Annotated in this window: 13 protein-coding genes; 12 read left to right on the top strand and 1 reads right to left on the bottom strand. The window is 66.8% G+C overall.

Annotation, left to right across the window (positions count from 1 at the left end; genetic code table 11):
- Window positions 1-69: 69 nt before the first annotated feature.
- On the bottom strand, window positions 70-816 hold the full coding sequence (locus ACK56M_RS17290) for an enoyl-CoA hydratase (RefSeq protein ID WP_015270775.1): 747 nt from the start codon (window positions 814-816) through the stop codon (window positions 70-72).
- A 102-nt stretch (window positions 817-918) separates the two neighbouring features.
- On the opposite strand from ACK56M_RS17290, the gene ACK56M_RS17285 reads away from it, so the two are divergent.
- From ACK56M_RS17285 to ACK56M_RS17230, 12 genes are all read left to right on the top strand, one after another.
- A complete protein-coding gene (locus tag ACK56M_RS17285; protein WP_015270774.1) occupies window positions 919-1563 on the top strand; it encodes a TetR family transcriptional regulator C-terminal domain-containing protein in 645 nt (214 codons plus the stop codon).
- Between the two features lie 75 nt (window positions 1564-1638).
- A complete protein-coding gene (locus ACK56M_RS17280; protein WP_012271826.1) occupies window positions 1639-2355 on the top strand; it encodes a response regulator in 717 nt (238 codons plus the stop codon).
- A complete protein-coding gene (locus ACK56M_RS17275) occupies window positions 2352-3128 on the top strand; it encodes a substrate-binding periplasmic protein (protein ID WP_137163662.1) in 777 nt (258 codons plus the stop codon). Before ACK56M_RS17280 ends, ACK56M_RS17275 begins: the two co-directional genes overlap by 4 nt.
- Entirely contained in the window at window positions 3125-5377 is a 2253-nt protein-coding gene (locus tag ACK56M_RS17270; protein WP_411958812.1) for an ATP-binding protein, read from the top strand. Before ACK56M_RS17275 ends, ACK56M_RS17270 begins: the two co-directional genes overlap by 4 nt.
- A 217-nt stretch (window positions 5378-5594) precedes the next feature.
- The gene (locus tag ACK56M_RS17265; RefSeq protein WP_411958811.1) at window positions 5595-7001 is read left to right on the top strand and encodes an amino acid permease; all 1407 of its coding nucleotides are present in this window, start codon (window positions 5595-5597) and stop codon (window positions 6999-7001) included.
- A gap of 524 nt (window positions 7002-7525) precedes the next feature.
- Window positions 7526-8320 carry an enoyl-CoA hydratase/isomerase family protein gene (locus ACK56M_RS17260; protein ID WP_411958810.1) on the top strand — a complete coding sequence of 265 codons (795 nt, stop codon included), beginning with the start codon at window positions 7526-7528 and terminating at the stop codon, window positions 8318-8320.
- Window positions 8321-8353: 33 nt separating this feature from the next.
- The gene (locus ACK56M_RS17255) at window positions 8354-9514 is read left to right on the top strand and encodes an acyl-CoA dehydrogenase family protein (protein WP_015270769.1); all 1161 of its coding nucleotides are present in this window, start codon (window positions 8354-8356) and stop codon (window positions 9512-9514) included.
- A gap of 17 nt (window positions 9515-9531) precedes the next feature.
- Complete coding sequence (locus ACK56M_RS17250) at window positions 9532-11649, top strand: acetate--CoA ligase family protein (RefSeq protein WP_402834152.1); 2118 nt, start codon at window positions 9532-9534, stop codon at window positions 11647-11649.
- Complete coding sequence (locus ACK56M_RS17245; protein WP_411958809.1) at window positions 11642-13249, top strand: 5-guanidino-2-oxopentanoate decarboxylase; 1608 nt, start codon at window positions 11642-11644, stop codon at window positions 13247-13249. Before ACK56M_RS17250 ends, ACK56M_RS17245 begins: the two co-directional genes overlap by 8 nt.
- A gap of 34 nt (window positions 13250-13283) precedes the next feature.
- Window positions 13284-14513 (top strand): alanine racemase, encoded by a 1230-nt coding sequence (gene alr, locus ACK56M_RS17240; RefSeq protein WP_411958808.1) that lies wholly within the window; start codon window positions 13284-13286, stop codon window positions 14511-14513.
- Between the two features lie 23 nt (window positions 14514-14536).
- Complete coding sequence (locus ACK56M_RS17235; protein WP_015270765.1) at window positions 14537-15727, top strand: pyridoxal phosphate-dependent aminotransferase; 1191 nt, start codon at window positions 14537-14539, stop codon at window positions 15725-15727.
- Window positions 15720-17135 (top strand): aldehyde dehydrogenase family protein, encoded by a 1416-nt coding sequence (locus tag ACK56M_RS17230; protein ID WP_054572605.1) that lies wholly within the window; start codon window positions 15720-15722, stop codon window positions 17133-17135. The genes ACK56M_RS17235 and ACK56M_RS17230 overlap by 8 nt, the downstream gene beginning before the upstream one ends.
- Window positions 17136-17155 lie beyond the last annotated feature (20 nt).

The following is a 17155-nucleotide window of genomic DNA, read 5'->3' as shown; positions in this document are numbered from 1 at the left end:
GCTTGAGGTCGATGCAGTCGAGGTGGGAGCTGGCTTGCCGGCGATGGGCCGCAACGCGGCCCCTGGGTTTCAATCTTTGATCAACCCTCGCAACACCGCTCGCGCTTCTTCAGTGCGCAAGCATTCGATGAACAACCGGGCCTCCCGCGCCACTGTCGCCTCGAGCTCGGCCCGCTGGCCGTCCTTGAGCAGCCGCTTGCTGATGCGCAGCGCCGCCTGCGGGTAACCTTGCAGCTGTCGCGCCAGGCGCCGGGCAGCTGCAAGGCACTGTTCACCGTCTTCATGCAGTTCATTGGCCAGCCCCCAGGCCACCATCCGTTCACCGTCGAGCAACTCGTTTGCCAGCAGCAGGCGAGCCGCCCGGGCATGGCCAAGCAAACGCGGCAGCAGCAGGCTGGAACCAAACTCCGGGCACACGCCCAACGGCGCGAAAGGGATGCGCAACTTGGTCGTACGGCTGACCAGCACCTGGTCGCAATGCAACAGCAAGGTGGCACCGATGCCGATCGCCGCGCCACTGACCGCGGCAATCAGCGGTTTGTCCAGGCCCATCACCACCCGCATCAGGCGGAACACCGGGCTGTCCAGGTCGGCAGGCGGGTTGTCGAGGAAGTCGCGCAAGTCATTGCCGGCGGTAAAGCACTGCGGCCCACCGGTGATGATGATGGCTTCTACATCAGGGTCTTCACCTGCCGCCAGCAGCAGGTCGCCCAGCTGTTGGTACATGGCGGTGTTCAAGGCGTTGAGCTTGTCGGGGCGGTTGAAGGCCAGGGTCAGCAGGCCCTGGTCCAGGTCACGTGTGATCAGGTCGTTCATGGCAGCCGCTTTTGTTGTTGTGGGCATGGGTGCCAAGGGTTTATCACGCAGTCCGGCTTGTTGTACAGTCGTTCAGTCCAGCCCCTAGCCCGAGAGCCGCCGATGAACCAGGAAGCCCGCTACCACCGCATGCTGCCGGAATTGCGCAAAGCCAACCTGGTCGAGGCGACCTTGGTATGCCTCAAGCGCCATGGCTTCCAGGGCGCGTCGATCCGCAAGATTTCGGCCGAGGCCGGGGTCTCGGTCGGGTTGATCAGCCATCACTACGCCGGCAAGGATGAGCTGGTGGCCGAAGCCTACATGGCGGTCACCGGCCGGGTGATGGGCCTGCTGCGCGAGGCCATGGCTCAGGCCGCGCCCAATGCCCGCGAGCGGTTGTCGGCGTTCTTCCGCGCCTCGTTCTGCGCCGAGCTGCTCGACCCGCAATTGCTCGACGCCTGGCTGGCGTTCTGGGGGGCGGTGAAGACCGCCGATGCGATCAACCAGGTGCATGACCATTCCTATGGCGAATACCGCAATGAACTGAGCGGGCTGCTGGCCACGCTGGCCGGGGAGGAGGGCTGGCAGGGTTTCGATGCCGACCTCGCGGCCATCAGCCTGAGCGCCTTGCTCGATGGCCTGTGGCTGGAGTCGGGGCTCAACCCCGGTACCTTCACCCCCGAGCAGGGCGTGCTGATCTGCGAGGCCTGGGTCGATGGCCTGCAGGCCGGTGGCCGGCGCCGCTTCAGCCTGCCGGAGGGCTGTTGATCGCCTGTTCAGTAACGAGTACGCTGCTGTCGCGAGTGTGTAGAACAAACCAATAAAAAAAAGAGACGACACGCAATGACGCCTCGGGTATTGATCGTCGATGACGATCCGCTTATTCGTGACTTGCTGCAGGCCTATCTGTCCCAGGAAGGCTATGACGTGCACTGCGCCGACACCGCGGAAAAGGCCGAAGCCCTGCTCGGCAGCCAGGATGTCGACCTGGTGCTGCTGGACATCCGCCTGCCCGGCAAGGACGGCCTCACCCTGACCCGCGAGCTGCGGGTACGTTCGGAGGTCGGCATCATCCTCATCACCGGCCGCAACGACGACATCGACCGTATCGTCGGCCTGGAATGCGGCGCCGACGACTACGTGATCAAGCCGCTCAACCCCCGCGAACTGGTATCCCGCGCCAAGAACCTGATCCGCCGCGTGCGCCATGCCCGCGAGGTGCACCCGGCGCCGGCCTGCGCGCAATCGCTGAAGCAGTTCGCCGACTGGGCACTGGACACCGACCGCCGGCGCCTGATCGACGCCCGTGGCGGGCAAACCCTGCTGACCCATGGCGAGTTCCAGTTGCTCAGCGTGTTCCTGCGCAACAGCGGCCACACGCTCAGCCGCGACCAGTTGATGGACCAGATCCGCAACCGCGAGTGGGTGCCCAACGACCGCTCCATCGACGTGCTGGTCGGCCGCCTGCGGCGCAAGCTGCACGACGACCCGGCCGAGCCCCAGCTGATCATCACCATCCACGGCACCGGCTACCTGTTCACCGCCAGCGTGGCGGCATGACCCGCAGCGCCTGGGTGCTGGCCTTGGCATTGTTCGCCGTGCAAGCCAGTGCAAGGCAGCCGGTGCGCTATTGCGACTACCCGGTGTACCCGCCGATTTCCTGGAGTGACGGCCACCAGGTGCGTGGCCTGGCCCCCACCGTGGTGCGAGAGCTGTTCGCGCGCATGGGCTACGAAGTGCAGACCGTGGTGCTGGGCAACTGGAAGCGCTGCCTGATGGACGCCGCCGCCGGGCGGGTGGACGTGGTGCTGGCCTACAACAGCGACCAGCGTGACCAACGCATGCGCTTTTCCACGGTGCCGGTAGTGCGTGAGGAAGTGGCGGTGTTCTACAACCGCCTGCGGCCAGTGCAGTTCCAGCGCCTGGAGGACCTGGCCAGCTACCGTGGTGGCCTGCTGTACGGCGAAAGCTACGGCGCCGATTTCGACCGCTTCGTCGCCCGCCACCAGAACATCGAACGGGTGTCGTCCAGCCAGCAGAACTTCGGCAAGCTGATCCGTGGGCGCATCGACTACGTGATCCAGGAGCGGCGCACCGGCCAGCTGTTCATCGAAAACCTGCCCGGGGCGCAGGACATCCGCGTATTGCCCACGGCCCTGAGCGTGGACTACCTGCGCGTTGCGATATCACGGCAATCGCCCTTGAGCCAGCATATGGACGAAATCGACGCGCAGTTGCAGCGCATGAACCAGGCCGGCGAGATCGAGCGCTGGCTGGAGCAGAGCGAAGTGACCTACCGCGACATGGTCAACCTGCCGGCGGACTCCCGATGATCCGCCTGCGCACCGATGGCTTGCTGCGCCGCCTGCTGCTGTTCATCCTGCTGTTCAGCCTGTGCTTCACCGTGCTGGCCAGCTCGGTGCAGCTGTACTTCGAATACCGCCGCGAGATGCGCGATATCGAGGCGCGCATGGCGTTGATCCGCGCCGGTTACCTGGCCAGCCTGGAGCGCAGCCTGTGGGACCTGGACGAGGCACAGCTGGACGCACAACTGCGCGGCCTGGTGGACTTTTCCGATGTCGCCCGGGTGCGCCTGGTCAGCGACGATTTCCAGCTGCTGCGCGGCGCCGCCGAGCCCAAGGGGCCGCTGCGCATCGAACGCTTCCCCCTCGATTACCAGCCGCCCTCGGGGCCGGCCAGGCACTTGGGCGAGCTGGAAGTGAGCATCGACCTGGGCGCGGTGCACAGGCGCCTGTATGCCACTGGCCTTGCCAGCCTGCTGTGGATGGGCGTGTTCCTGTGTGGCCTGGCGGTGGCGCTGTCGGGGCTGTTCTACCGCCTGGTCACCCGCCACCTGCAAGTGATGGCCGAGTTCGCCCGGCGTATTGGTGCCGGCCAGTGGCAAGAACCTTTGCGCCTGGGGCGCCGGCCGTCGACGCGCCCGGACGAGATCGACACCGTGGCCAATGCCCTGGATGACATGCGCCGCGCCATCCTCAGTGACATCGAGCGCCGCGAGCGCGACCGCCTGGCGTTGCAGGACAAGCGCGACGAACTGCAGGCCATGGTCGAGCGGCGCACCGCCAGCCTGGCCCGGGCCAAGGACGAGGCCGAAGCCGCCAACCTGGCCAAGTCACGCTTCCTGGCGACCATGAGCCATGAGCTGCGCACACCGCTCAACGGCATACTCGGCATGGCCGAGCTGCTGCGCGGCGGCCGGCTGGAGGCGGCCGACCGCCAGCGCGTCGAGGCCTTGTACAAGGCCGGCGAGGGGCTGCTGGCGATTCTCAACGAAGTGCTGTATTTCGCCCGGCTCGAGGAGGGCGAAAGCCGCGCCGAGCTGGTCGGTTTTTCGCTACGCCAGTTGTGCCAGGAAGTGCTGGCGCTGCTCGACCCCATGGCCAGGGACAATGGCGACGCCCTGCAGCTGGACATCGACGAGCAACTGGCCGAGTACCAGCACGGTGCCGAACAGTACCTGCGCCAGGTGCTCAGCAACCTGCTGGCCAACGCCATCAAGTTCACCGAACACGGCCAGGTGCAGCTTGCGGTGCAGGTACTGGCCAGTGACCAGGGCTCGCAGCGCGTGCGGGTGTCGGTCAGCGACAATGGCATCGGCATCGAGCCGGCTGTGCAGGCCAGGGTCTTCGACCGCTTCGTCCAGGCCAGCGAGGCGGTGGCCCGGCGCTACGGCGGCACCGGCCTGGGCCTGGCGATCTGCAAGCACCTGGTGGAAAAACTGGGGGGCTGCATTGGCCTGGACAGCGTGCAAGGGCAGGGTAGTTGCTTCTGGTTCGAACTCGACATGGCTCGCGGGCAGCCAGTGCAGGCCAACTCACCAGCCCCTTCGCCCCTGGCCAGCCTGGATATCCTGGTAGTCGAGGACGTGGCATTGAACCGCGAGGTGGCCGGTGGGTTGCTGCTGCGCGATGGCCACCGGGTGAGCTTTGCCGAGGACGCCGGGCAGGCCCTGCTGGCCTGCGCACAGCGGCGCTTCGACCTGATCCTGCTCGATGTGCACCTGCCCGGCATGAGCGGGGTGGAGCTGTGCCGGCAACTGCGTGCCACGCCCGGGCCGAACCGTCACAGTCGGATCCTGGCACTGACGGCTGGCGTGCAACCGGGGCAAGTGCCGGCTTACCTGGACGCCGGCATGCAGGGGGTGCTGGCCAAGCCCCTGCGGCTGGACAACCTGCGCCGGGCGCTGGCCGAAGCGGCGCCCGCTGAAGTGGCCGGCGTCGACGCGACAATGGACTGGTCATTGCTGGACACCCACCGCTCGCTGCTGGGTGAACAGAAGCTGCAAGGCCTGTTGAAGGTACTGCGCCAGTCGCTGGAGCAGCACGCCACCGCATTGGCCGAGGCGCTGCCGGCCCAGGACTTTACCGAAGTGCTGCACCTGGCCCACCGCCTGGCCGGCAGTTGCGACTCCCTGGGTTTTTCTGGCCTGGCCGCGCTGTTGCGACGCCTTGAGGACGCTGCCCGGCAGCATGACGAACAGGCGTTGAAAGCGCTCGGTGCGCCGCTGGCCACCGAGCTTGCCCAGGCCCGCGCCACCCTGGAACAGCTGATCCAGAGCTGACGTACAAAAAACTTACGACTTTTTACATCTTCGATCCGTTCGTACAACGGCACCTTACATCCGTTTCCAATAATCCATGGCAACCGTGTTGCACGCGGTCCATGAGGCTTATTGGAGACAAGAATAATGACATGCCGTAGCGCTCAGCCCCTCCTTCCTACCACTCCGCGCGGCACCCCCGCGCGGCCTGGCACCAGCCGCAAAGGCGAGGTGCGCCATGACTGACAACCGCGAAAAGATCCAGCTCACCCGCGCGCTGAAAAGCCGGCACATCTTCATGCTGTCGCTGGGCGGGGTGATCGGCACCGGGCTGTTCATGGGCTCGGGCGTCACCATCAACCAGGGCGGCCCGATAGGCGCGATCCTGGCCTACCTGGTCGCGGGTTTGCTGATGTACCTGGTGATGGTCTGCCTGGGCGAGCTGTCGGTACAGATGCCGGTGTCCGGCTCGTTCCAGGCCCACGCCACCAAGTTCATCGGCCCGGCCACCGGCTTCATGATCGGCTGGGTGTACTGGATGAGCTGGGCCACCACCGTGGGCCTGGAGTTCACCGCCGCCGGCATGCTGATGACCCGCTGGTTCCCCGAGGTGCCGATCTGGTATTGGTCGGCGCTGTTCGTGGTCGTGCTGTTCGGCCTCAATGCCCTGGCCACCCGTGCCTTCGGCGAGGCGGAGTACTGGTTCTCGGGGATCAAGGTGGCGACCATCCTCGGCTTCATCATCATCGGCCTGCTGGTGATCTTCGGCGCCATCCCGCTGAGCAGCGGGGCGCCGGCACCGATGCTGGACAACCTGATGGGCGAGTCACTGTTCCCCCATGGCCTGTCGGCGGTGTTCGCGGTGATGATGACCGTGGTCTATGCCTTCCAGGGCTGTGAAATCATGGGGGTGGCGGCCGGCGAGACCGAGCACCCGGAAAAGAGCATCCCACGGGCCGTGCGCAACGTGGTGTTCCGCGTGCTGATCTTCTACGTGCTGGCGATTGCCGTGCTCTCGGCCATCGTGCCGTTCGAGCAGGCCGGGCTGATGGAAAGCCCGTTCGTGCAGGTGTTCGACATGGTCGGCATCCCCTTTGCCGCCGACCTGATGAACTTCGTCATCCTCACGGCCATCCTTTCGGTGGGCAACTCCGGGTTGTATGCCTCCACGCGCATCCTCTGGGCCATGTCGAAGAGCGGCATGGCGCCGAAAAGCCTGTCGCCGCTGAGCAAGCGTGGCGTGCCGTTGCGGGCGCTGAGCATCACCCTGTGCTTTGCGCTGATCTCGCTGATGACCAGTTTCGTTGCCGCCGACACCCTGTTCATGGTGTTGATGGCGGTGAGTGGCATGTCCGGCACCGTGACCTGGATCGTCATCGCCCTGGCGCAGTACCGCTTCCGCAAGGTCTACCTGCGTGACGGTGGGCAACTGCAGGACCTGAAGTACAAGGCGCCGCTGTACCCGCTGGTGCCGCTACTGTGCATCACCCTGTGCAGCTCGCTGTTCGTGTTCCTGGCGCTGGATGAAACCCAGCGGCCGTCGTTGTACTGGGGCTTTGGCTTCATTGCCCTGTGCTACGCGGCGTACTTCTTCGTCAACCGCCGTCGGCAGGGGGCCTTCGAGCCGAGCGTGCCAGGGGTTTGATGCCGTGGGTCGTTGGTTGTAAGTGTTCGTCGAAGCATTTTTATTGCCTGTGAGATCGAGCGCCGCCCGCGCGGCGCTTCGCGGGACAAGCCCGCTCCCACATTTGTTGCAACGTGCCGAACCTGACAGGCCATGGTTGTCAGCCTTGTTGCCTTGACGCGGTTTTTCGGCTGGCGCTACCGCCACCTCACCGGCCTCAAACAATACACCAAGGCGGACAACGCCTCTCCCACAGGCATGGCCACGTTGCAACAAATGTGGGAGCGGGCTTGTCCCGCGAAGCGCCGCGCGGGCGGCGCTCGATCTCACAGGCGCAGAAAGTGTCAAGGCGTATACCCGCGAAGCGCCGCGCGGGCGGCGCTCGATCTCCCAGGCAACGAAAATGCAATGCCAAAAGAAAACCGCGTAACAGCAAAAACCGAGTTGTGCGAAGTTGTAACAGCCCATCCCGCCTTGTTGAACACTCGTTTAGTATCTCCCTCATCAAGCCCTCTCAAACCATCACAACAACACCGAGGCCCCCCATGACCACCCCGTCGTCGTCACTGTTGAGCAAGGTCGAAGCCGGCGTTGCCTGGATCACCCTCAACCGCCCCGAGCAGCGCAACGCGCTGGACATCCCCACCCTCAAGCAACTGCACGCCCTGCTGGAAACCTGCAACAGCGACCCGGCCGTGCGCGTGGTGGTGCTGACCGGCAGCGGCCGCAGCTTCTGCGCCGGTGCCGACCTGGCCGAATGGGCCGCGGCCGAAGCCCAGGGCACCCTGGAAAGCTACGGCTGGACCGAAACCGCCCACGCCCTGATGTTGCGCCTGCACAGCCTCGACAAGCCCACCATCGCTGCCATCAACGGCACTGCCGTGGGCGGTGGCATGGACCTCAGCCTGTGCTGCGACCTGCGCATCGCCGCGGCATCGGCGCGCTTCAAGGCCGGCTACACCAGCATGGGCTACAGCCCCGACGCCGGTGCCAGCTGGCACCTGCCACGGCTGATCGGCAGCGAGCAGGCCAAGCGCCTGTTGTTCCTCGATGAACTGTGGGGTGCCGAACGTGCCCTGGCGGCCGGCCTGGTCAGCGAAGTCTGTGCCGACGAGCAACTGCCCGCCGTGGCCGCCGAGCTGGCCGGGCGCCTGGGCAATGGCCCTACCTTCGCCTACGCGCAGACCAAGCGGCTGATCCGCGACGGCGCCCGGCGCACCCTGGCCGAGCAGCTGGAAGCCGAGCGCCAGGCCGGCCTGCTGTGCGGCCGCAGCCAGGACGGTGCCGAGGCGCTGCAAGCCTCGGTGGAACGCCGCGCCCCCCGTTTCACCGGCCAGTAACCCGATAACCGACCCTCACCAGGACCTTCGCAGATGAATTTCCAACTGACCCAAGAACAAGAAATGTTGGTGGAAGCGGTACGCAGCTTTGTCGCCAAGGAGCTGCTGCCCCATGAGGAGGCAGTGGACCGCGCCGATGCCGTGTCGCCCGAGCTGGCTGCGCAGATCCGCGGCAAGGCCATCGCCGCCGGGTTCTATGCCTTCAACATGCCCGAGGAGGTCGGCGGCGGTGGCCTGGACTATCTGTCCCAGGCGCTGATCGAGCGCGAACTGTCCAAGGTGTCCTGGGCCCTGCACGTGTTCGTCGCGCGGCCATCGAAAATCCTCATGGCCTGCAAGGACGAGCAGATCAACGACTACCTGTTGCCCTGCGTGCAGGGCGAGAAGATCGACTGCTTCGCTCTCACCGAGCCGGGCGCCGGCTCCGATGCCAACGCCATCAAGACCCGTGCCGTGCGCCAGGGTGACGACTTCGTCATCAACGGCAGCAAGCACTTCATCAGCCATGCCGGCCACGCCGATTTCGCCATCGTCTTCGCCGTCACCGACACCTACGAGCACAACGGGCGCAAGCGCAACGCGGTAACGGCCTTCCTGGTCGACCGTGGCACGCCGGGAATGACCATCCGCCGTGGCCCCAAGTGCGTGAGCAACCGTGGCTACCACACCTACGAGCTGTTCTTCGACGACTGCCGGGTGCCGGCCAGCAAGGTGCTGGGCGAGGTCGGCAAGGGCTGGGAGGTGGCCAACGCCTGGCTCACCGCCGGCCGGGTGATGGTCGCCGCCAACTGCGTGGGCCAGGCCCAGCGTGCCCTGGACCTGTCGCTGCAATGGGCCGCCGACCGCAAGCAGTTCGGCCAGGCCATCGGCAGCTACCAGGGGGTGTCGTTCAAGCTCGCCGACATGGCCACGCAGATTCGCGCTGCGGAAATGCTCACCCTGCACACCGCCTGGAAGATGGACCAGGGCAGCATGACCGACGGCGAGGCCGGCATGGCCAAGCTGTTCGCCAGCGAGGTGCTGGGCAAGGTTGCCGACGAAGCCGTGCAGATCTTCGGCGGCATGGGCCTGATGGATGAAGGGCCGGTCGAGCGCATCTGGCGCAACGCACGCATCGAGCGCATCTGGGAAGGCACCTCGGAAATCCAGCGGCACATCATCGCCCGCGAACTGCTGCGCCCGCTGCTGCGCTGAGCGCCAGGAGAACACCCATGTCGCATTCGATTCGTGACAACCTCAAGCGCCTGCTGGCCCCCCGGCACCTGGCCTTCGTCGGCGGGCGCAGCATGGCGCGGGCGCTCAAGCGCTGCGCCGAAGGTGGCTTTGGCGGCGAGCTGTGGCTGGTCAACCCGCAGCATGACAGCCTCGAAGGTATCCCCTGTGTGGCGCGTGTGGCCGACTTGCCCCATGCCCCGGACGCGGTGTTCATCGCCACCAACCGCGAACTGACCCTGCAGTGCGTTGCCGAGCTGGCCGCACGCGGCGCCGGTGGCGCCATCTGCTATGCCTCGGGCTTTGCCGAAAGCGGCGAAGAGGGCCGCCAGCTGCAGCAGCGCCTGCTCGCCGCCGCCGGCAACATGGCCTTGCTCGGCCCCAACTGTTACGGCCTGCTCGACTACCTGCACGGCGCTGCCCTGTGGCCGGTGGCCCATGGTGGCCAGCAGGTGGAGAAGGGCGTGGCGATCCTCACCCAGAGCGGCAACTTTGCCTACAACCTGTCGATGAGCGACCGCTCGCTGCCGGTGGCCTACATGGCCTCGGTCGGCAACCAGGCGCAACTGGGCGTGGCCGAGCTGATGGACGTGCTGCTCGACGACCCACGGGTAACCGCCATCGGCCTGCACCTGGAAGGCCTGAAGAACGTGCCGGGCTTCGCCCGTGCCGCCTGCAAGGCATTGCAGCAGGGCACGCCGATCATTGCGTTGAAGACCGGCGTGTCGCAGATCGGCGCCGAACTGGCGCTCAGCCACACCAGCTCGCTGTCCGGCTCCGATGCCTTGTACGACAGCCTGTTCCAGCGCCTGGGCGTGATCCGCGTCAGTGGCCCGGTGAGCTTCGTTGAAACGCTCAAGGCCGCCGCTTGTGGCCGCCTGCCGGTGAATGGCGAGCTGATCGCCCTGGCTTGTTCCGGTGGCGATGCCGGCTTGATCGCCGACTATGCCGAGCGCAACCAGCTGGTCCTGCCGAAGCTCGCACAAGGGCAGGTGGCGCAGTTGGCCGAGGTGCTGCCGGCCTATGCCAACCTGGTCAACCCGCTGGATTTCACCACTGCCATCTGGGGTGATGCAGCGGCCCTGCAACGCATGCTCGACAGCACCCTGAGCGGCGCAGCCGACGCGGCCATGCTGGTGCTGGACTACCCGGCGGCGTTCACCGGCGAACGCAAGGAATGCGACCTGCTGCTGGCGCTGTACTGCGATGCGCTGGAGCGCCACGGCAAGATCGGCTTCGTCACCTCGGCATTCCCGGAGCTGTTGCCCGCCTGCGCGCGCGAGCGTTTGCACGCGCGTGGCATCGCCGCCCTGCAGGGTGTGGAGGATGGCCTGGCAGCCTGGGGCCGCATCGTCGCCTACCAGCGCAACCGCCAGCGGCTGCTGGAACAGGGTGAGGCCACGCGGGTGCCGCTGTGCCCGCAGGCCCTTGGCGGCGAGAGCCACCTGCTGGACGAATGGCAATCCAAGCAAGCCCTGCGTGCCTTCGGCCTGCCGGTACCGGCTGGGGTGCTGAGCACACCCGAGCGCGCCGTGGCAGATGCCGCCCGCGTCGGCTACCCGCTGGTATTGAAGGCGGTCAGCGCGCAACTGCCGCACAAGACCGAGGCCGGTGCAGTGGCGCTGAACCTGCGCGATGCCGCCGCCCTCGAGGTTGCGCTGGTGCAGATGCGCCAGCGCATCGCCGCCTACGCCCCGCAGGTAGCGTTCGACCAGGTGCTGCTCGAACCGATGGCCGAGCCGCCGCTGGCCGAACTGATCGTCGGCATCAAGCGCGAGCACGACTTCGCCCTGGCCCTGGTGATCGGTGCCGGTGGCGTGCTGGTCGAGTTGCTAAAGGACAGCGTCAGCCTGTTGCTGCCGACCACCGACGATGCCATCCGCAGCGCGCTGCTCGGCCTGCGCAGCGCCAGCCTGCTGCAAGGCTTCCGTGGCCGCCCGGCCGCCGACCTCGACGCACTGGTTGCGGCTATCCGCGCGGTGGCCGACTACGCCTGCGAAAACGCCGGGCAACTGCTGGAGCTGGATGTGAACCCATTGATGGTCGGTGCCCACGGCACCACCGCGGTCGACGCGCTGATCCGCCTCGGCCAGGCGCAAGGAGAACGACATGAATAAGCACACCCCGACCGCCGGCCAGGCGTTGGTGCGCCTGCTGGCCAACTACGGCGTGGAGACGGTATTCGGCATCCCCGGCGTGCACACCCTGGAGCTGTACCGCGGCCTGCCGGGCAGCGGCATCCGCCACGTGCTGACCCGCCACGAGCAGGGCGCCGGCTTCATGGCCGACGGCTATGCACGGGTAAGCGGCAAACCGGGGGTGTGCTTCGTCATCACCGGCCCGGGCGTGACCAATGCCGCCACCGCCATCGGCCAGGCCTACGCCGACTCCATCCCGATGCTGGTGATTTCCAGCGTCAACCACACTGCCAGCCTGGGCAAGGGCTGGGGCTGCCTGCACGAAACCCAGGACCAGCGCGCCATGACCGCGCCGATTACCGCGTTCTCCGCCGTGGCCCTGCGCGGCGACGACCTGCCCGAGGTGATCGCTCGTGCCTGGGCCGTGTTCGACAGCGAACGGCCGCGCCCGGTGCACATCTCGGTGCCGCTGGACGTACTGGCCGCGCCGGTCAGCCGTGACTGGAGCAATGAGGTGGTGCGCCGCCCCGGGCGTGGCCAGCCGTGCCGCGACATCCTCGACCAGGCCGCCGTGAAGCTGGCCGCCGCCAAGCGGCCGATGATCATTGCCGGTGGTGGGGCATTGCACGCGGCCGAGCAGCTGCAGCAGCTGAGCACCCGGCTGGCAGCGCCATTGTTCACCAGCGTGGCCGGCAAGGGCCTGCTGCCTGCGGACGCACCACTGAATGCCGGCGCCAGCCTGTGCGTCGAGCCCGGCTGGCAGCTGATCAGCCAGGCCGACGTGGTGCTGGCAGTGGGTACCGAAATGGCCGACACCGACTTCTGGCGCGAGCGCCTGCCGATCACCGGCGAGCTGCTGCGCGTGGACATCGACCCGCGCAAGTTCAACGACTTCTACCCCTGTGCCATCGCCCTGCACGGTGATGCCCGGCAAACCCTGGCCGGCCTGCTCGAGCACCTGCCAGCGCTGGACCGTGACCCGGCCCAGGCCAGCGAAGCAGTGGCCAACCTGCGCCAGGCCATTCGCAGCGGGCATGCGCCGCTGCAGGCCGTGCACCAGGCAATCCTCGACCGCATTGCCGCCGTGCTGCCCGACGATGCCTTCATCAGCAGCGACATGACCCAGCTGGCCTACACCGGCAACTACGCCTTCGCCAGCCGGGCGCCGCGCAGCTGGCTGCACCCCACCGGCTACGGCACCCTCGGCTACGGCCTGCCGGCCGGCATCGGCGGCATGTTCGCCAGCGACCACCGCCCAGGCCTGGTGCTGGTGGGCGACGGCGGCTTCCTCTACACCGCCCAGGAACTGGCTACGGCAGTCGAGGAACTGGACCGACCGTTGGTCGTGCTGTTGTGGAACAATGACGCCCTTGGCCAGATCCGTGACGACATGCTCGACCTGGACATCGAGCCGGTCGGCGTACTGCCGCGCAATCCGGACTTCATCGGCCTGGCCCGTGCCTTTGGTTGCACGGTGCGCCAGCCGCGTGATCTGGATGCGCTGCAGGCCGATCTGGCCAGCGGTTTCGCCACCCCCGGCGTCACCTTCATCGAACTCAAACACACCTGCGTCTGCTAAGCGGCAGACACCACGAACAACAAGAGAAACCACCATGCCATTTCGCCGTACCCTCCTGGCTGCATCCCTCGCTCTGCTGATCACCGGCCAAGCCCCGCTGTACGCCGCACCACCCCTGTCGATGGACAACGGCACCGCCGCCCTGACCGCGCAAAACAGCAACGCCTGGGTCGAAATCAGTGCCGGCGCGCTGCAACACAACATCCGTACCTTGCAGGCCGAGCTGGGCGGCAAGTCCAAGCTGTGCGCCGTGCTCAAGGCCGACGCCTATGGCCACGGTATCGGCCTGGTGATGCCGTCGATCATCGCCCAGGGCGTGCCTTGCGTGGCAGTGGCCAGCAACGAGGAGGCCCGCGTGGTGCGCGCCAGCGGCTTCACCGGGCAACTGGTGCGGGTACGCCTGGCCAGCCTCAGCGAAGTGGAAGATGCCTTGCAGTACGACATGGAAGAACTGGTCGGCAGTGCCGAGTTCGCCCGCCAGCTCGATGACCTCGCCGAACGCCACGGCAAGACCCTGCGCATTCATCTGGCGCTCAATTCCAGTGGCATGAGCCGCAACGGCGTGGAAATGACCACCTGGTCCGGCCGGGGTGAAGCGCTGCAGATCACCGACCAGAAGCACCTCGAGCTGGTCGCGCTGATGACCCACTTCGCCGTGGAAGACAAGGACGATGTGCGCAAAGGCCTGGCAGCGTTCAACGAGCAGACCGACTGGCTGATCAAACACGCGAAACTTGATCGCAGCAAGCTCACCCTGCATGCCGCCAACTCCTTCGCTACGCTGGAAGTGCCGGAAGCGCACCTGGACATGGTGCGTACCGGTGGCGCGCTGTTCGGCGACACCGTGCCGACGCGCACCGAATACCAACGTGTCATGCAGTTCAAGTCGCACGTGGCGGCGGTGCACAGCTACCCGGCAGGCAACACCGTCGGCTACGACCGCACCTTCACCCTGGCGCGTGATTCGCGCCTGGCCAACATCACCGTGGGTTACTCCGATGGCTACCGCCGGGTGTTCACCAACAAGGGCCATGTGCTGATCAACGGCCACCGAGTGCCCGTGGTGGGCAAGGTGTCGATGAACACCTTGATGGTCGATGTCACCGACTTCCCCGATGTGAAGGGGGGCAACGAAGTGGTGCTGTTCGGCAAACAGGCCGGGGGGGAGATCACCCAGGCCGAGATAGAAGAAATCAACGGCGCGTTGCTCGCCGACCTCTACACCGTATGGGGCAGTTCCAACCCGAAGATTCTCGTCGACTGAACTGCCAATGAAGGGAGATTGCCATGCGCTACGCCAAGCTCACTCAACGCATCGCCGGCGACGGGGCTGCGGCCTGGGACATCCACTATCGCGCCCTGGCGCTGCAGGCCGAGGGTAGGGATATCCTGCTGCTTTCGGTGGGTGACCCGGACTTCGACACCCCCGCGCCGATCGTCGAGGCGGCCATCGACAGCCTGCGTTCGGGCCACACCCATTACGCCGATGTGCGCGGCAAGCTGGCGCTGCGCCAGGCCATCGCCAACCGCCACCGCCAGCGCAGCGGCCAGGCCGTCGATGCCGACCAGGTGACGGTGCTGGCGGGGGCCCAGTGCGCGTTGTACTGCGTGGCCCAGTGCGTGCTCGACCCGGGTGACGAGGTAATTGTCGCCGAGCCCATGTACGTGACCTACGAGGCGGTGTTCGGGGCTTGTGGCGCCAAGGTGGTGCCGGTGCCGGTCAAGCCGGAGAACGGCTTTCGCGTGTGCCCGCGTGACGTGGCCGCGCGCATCACCCCGCGCACCCGAGCCCTGGCCCTGAACAGCCCGCACAACCCCTCGGGGGCGAGCCTGCCGCGCGCCACCTGGGAGGCGCTGGCCGAGCTGTGCATCGCCCACGATCTGTGGTTGATCTCTGACGAGGTGTATAGCGAGCTGTTGTACGACGGCGAGCATGTCAGCCCTGGCAGCCTGCCGGGCATGGCCGAGCGCACCGCCACCCTCAACAGCCTGTCGAAGTCGCATGCCATGACCGGTTGGCGGGTGGGCTGGGTGGTCGGTTCGACCGAACTTGCCACCCATCTGGAAAACCTCGCCCTGTGCATGCTGTACGGTTCGCCGGACTTCATCCAGGACGCCGCCGTGGTGGCACTGGAGCAGCAGCTGCCGGAACTGGATGTCATGCGCGAAGCCTATCGCCAGCGTCGCGACCTGGTGTGCGAGCAGTTGGCCGACTGCCCGGGCATCAAGGTGCTCAAGCCCGATGGCGGCATGTTCGTGATGGTCGACATCCGCGAGACCGGCCTCAGCGCCCAGGCCTTCGCCGATCGCCTGCTCGACAGCCAGGGTGTGTCGGTGCTCGCTGGCGAAGCCTTCGGCCCCAGCGCTGCCGGGCATATCCGCCTGGGCCTGGTATTGGGTGACGAGGCCTTGGCCGACGCTTGCCGGCGCATCGCCCGCTGCGCCGCCGCACTGATGCAGGGGCAGGCCCATGCGTGAATATGCGCGGCTGTACATCGACGGCGCCTGGCAGGTACCGAGCGGGCAGGGCATGGCCGAGGTGATCGACCCGGCCACCGAACAGGCCATCGGCCGGGTGCCGCTGGGCGCCGAGGCCGATGTCGAACGGGCGGTGATGGCTGCGCGGCGGGCCTTCGATGGCTGGTCGCGCACGCCGTCCAGCGTGCGTGCCGGGTTCATAACGGCGCTGGCCGCACAGCTGAAGAGCCGCGCGGCGGAAATGGCCTCGGTCATCACCGACGAGTTGGGCATGCCGGTGCAGTGGTGCCAGGCGGTACAGGTGGAGGGCCCGATTGCCGGGCTGGAGCAGTACGCCGAACTGGCCGGGCTGATGGATGAGGTGCGCGAAGTCGGCAACTCGCTGGTGTACCGCGAAGCCGTTGGCGTGTGCGCGTTCATCAACCCGTGGAACTACCCGCTGCACCAGATGATCGGCAAGCTGGCGCCGGCCCTGGCCGCCGGCTGCACGGTGGTGGTCAAGCCCAGCCAGGAAACACCGCTGCATGCATTCCTGCTGGCCGAGATGATCGAGGCCATCGGCCTGCCGGCCGGGGTGTTCAACCTGGTCAGCGGGCCGGGGGCCAAGGTTGGCGAGGCCCTGGCCCGGCACCCGCAGGTGGACATGGTGTCGTTTACCGGCTCCACCGGCGCCGGGGTGCGCGTGGCCCAGGCGGCCGCGCCGACGGTGAAGCGGGTGTGCCTGGAGCTGGGCGGCAAGTCGCCGCTGCTGATCACCGCCGACGCCGACCTGCACGCGGCGGTGCGCCATGGCGTGCAGGACGTGATGATCAACTCAGGGCAGACCTGCACGGCCCTGACCCGCATGCTGCTGCCGGCCAGCCGCTACGCCGAGGCGCTGGAGATTGCCGAGGCCGAGACCCGTTCGCTGGTCATGGGCGACCCGCGTGACCCGGCCAGCTTCCTCGGGCCGATGTGTTCGGCAGGCCAGCGGCGCACCGTGCTCGACTACATTCGCCTGGGCCAGGAAGAGGGCGCGCGCCTGCTGTGCGGCGGTGATACGCCGGCCGGCTTCGAGCGCGGCTTCTACGTGGCGCCGACCTTGTTCGCCGATGTCGACAACCGCATGCGCATCGCCCAGGAGGAAATCTTCGGCCCGGTGCTGTGCCTGATCCCCTATGCCGACGAGGCCCAGGCGCTGGCCCTGGCCAACGATTCGCCGTTCGGCCTGTCCAGTGCGGTGTGGGCCGGTAGCCGTGAGCACGGCCTGGCCCTGGCGCGGCAGATACGCGCCGGGCAGTGCTTCATCAACGGTGGCGGGTTCAACTACCAGGCACCGTTCGGTGGCTACAAGCAGTCGGGCAACGGGCGTGAGTGGGGTGAGGAGGGCCTGGCGGAGTTCGTCGAGGTGAAAGCGGTGCAGTGCTGAGCCACAGCTGGAAGACAACC

The organism is Pseudomonas sp. s4, assembly GCF_046764235.1.
In the GTDB taxonomy this organism is placed as follows: Bacteria; Pseudomonadota; Gammaproteobacteria; order Pseudomonadales; family Pseudomonadaceae; genus Aquipseudomonas; species Aquipseudomonas asiatica.
Note: the sequence above shows the minus strand (reverse complement) of the source record. Positions and strands in the feature narration are given on the sequence as shown.

Excerpts from the sequence above, each read along its gene's own strand:
- alr (WP_411958808.1), top strand. The coding sequence starts at position 13,284 with ATGCCATTTCGCCGTACCCTCCTGGCTGCATCCCTCGCTCTGCTGATC.
- ACK56M_RS17285 (WP_015270774.1), top strand. The coding sequence starts at position 919 with ATGAACCAGGAAGCCCGCTACCACCGCATGCTGCCGGAATTGCGCAAA.
- ACK56M_RS17235 (WP_015270765.1), top strand. The coding sequence starts at position 14,537 with ATGCGCTACGCCAAGCTCACTCAACGCATCGCCGGCGACGGGGCTGCG.
- ACK56M_RS17290 (WP_015270775.1), bottom strand. The coding sequence starts at position 816 with ATGAACGACCTGATCACACGTGACCTGGACCAGGGCCTGCTGACCCTG.
- ACK56M_RS17270 (WP_411958812.1), top strand. The coding sequence starts at position 3,125 with ATGATCCGCCTGCGCACCGATGGCTTGCTGCGCCGCCTGCTGCTGTTC.
- ACK56M_RS17230 (WP_054572605.1), top strand. The coding sequence starts at position 15,720 with ATGCGTGAATATGCGCGGCTGTACATCGACGGCGCCTGGCAGGTACCG.
- ACK56M_RS17265 (WP_411958811.1), top strand. The coding sequence starts at position 5,595 with ATGACTGACAACCGCGAAAAGATCCAGCTCACCCGCGCGCTGAAAAGC.
- ACK56M_RS17255 (WP_015270769.1), top strand. The coding sequence starts at position 8,354 with ATGAATTTCCAACTGACCCAAGAACAAGAAATGTTGGTGGAAGCGGTA.
- ACK56M_RS17260 (WP_411958810.1), top strand. The coding sequence starts at position 7,526 with ATGACCACCCCGTCGTCGTCACTGTTGAGCAAGGTCGAAGCCGGCGTT.
- ACK56M_RS17245 (WP_411958809.1), top strand. The coding sequence starts at position 11,642 with ATGAATAAGCACACCCCGACCGCCGGCCAGGCGTTGGTGCGCCTGCTG.
- ACK56M_RS17275 (WP_137163662.1), top strand. The coding sequence starts at position 2,352 with ATGACCCGCAGCGCCTGGGTGCTGGCCTTGGCATTGTTCGCCGTGCAA.
- ACK56M_RS17250 (WP_402834152.1), top strand. The coding sequence starts at position 9,532 with ATGTCGCATTCGATTCGTGACAACCTCAAGCGCCTGCTGGCCCCCCGG.
- ACK56M_RS17280 (WP_012271826.1), top strand. The coding sequence starts at position 1,639 with ATGACGCCTCGGGTATTGATCGTCGATGACGATCCGCTTATTCGTGAC.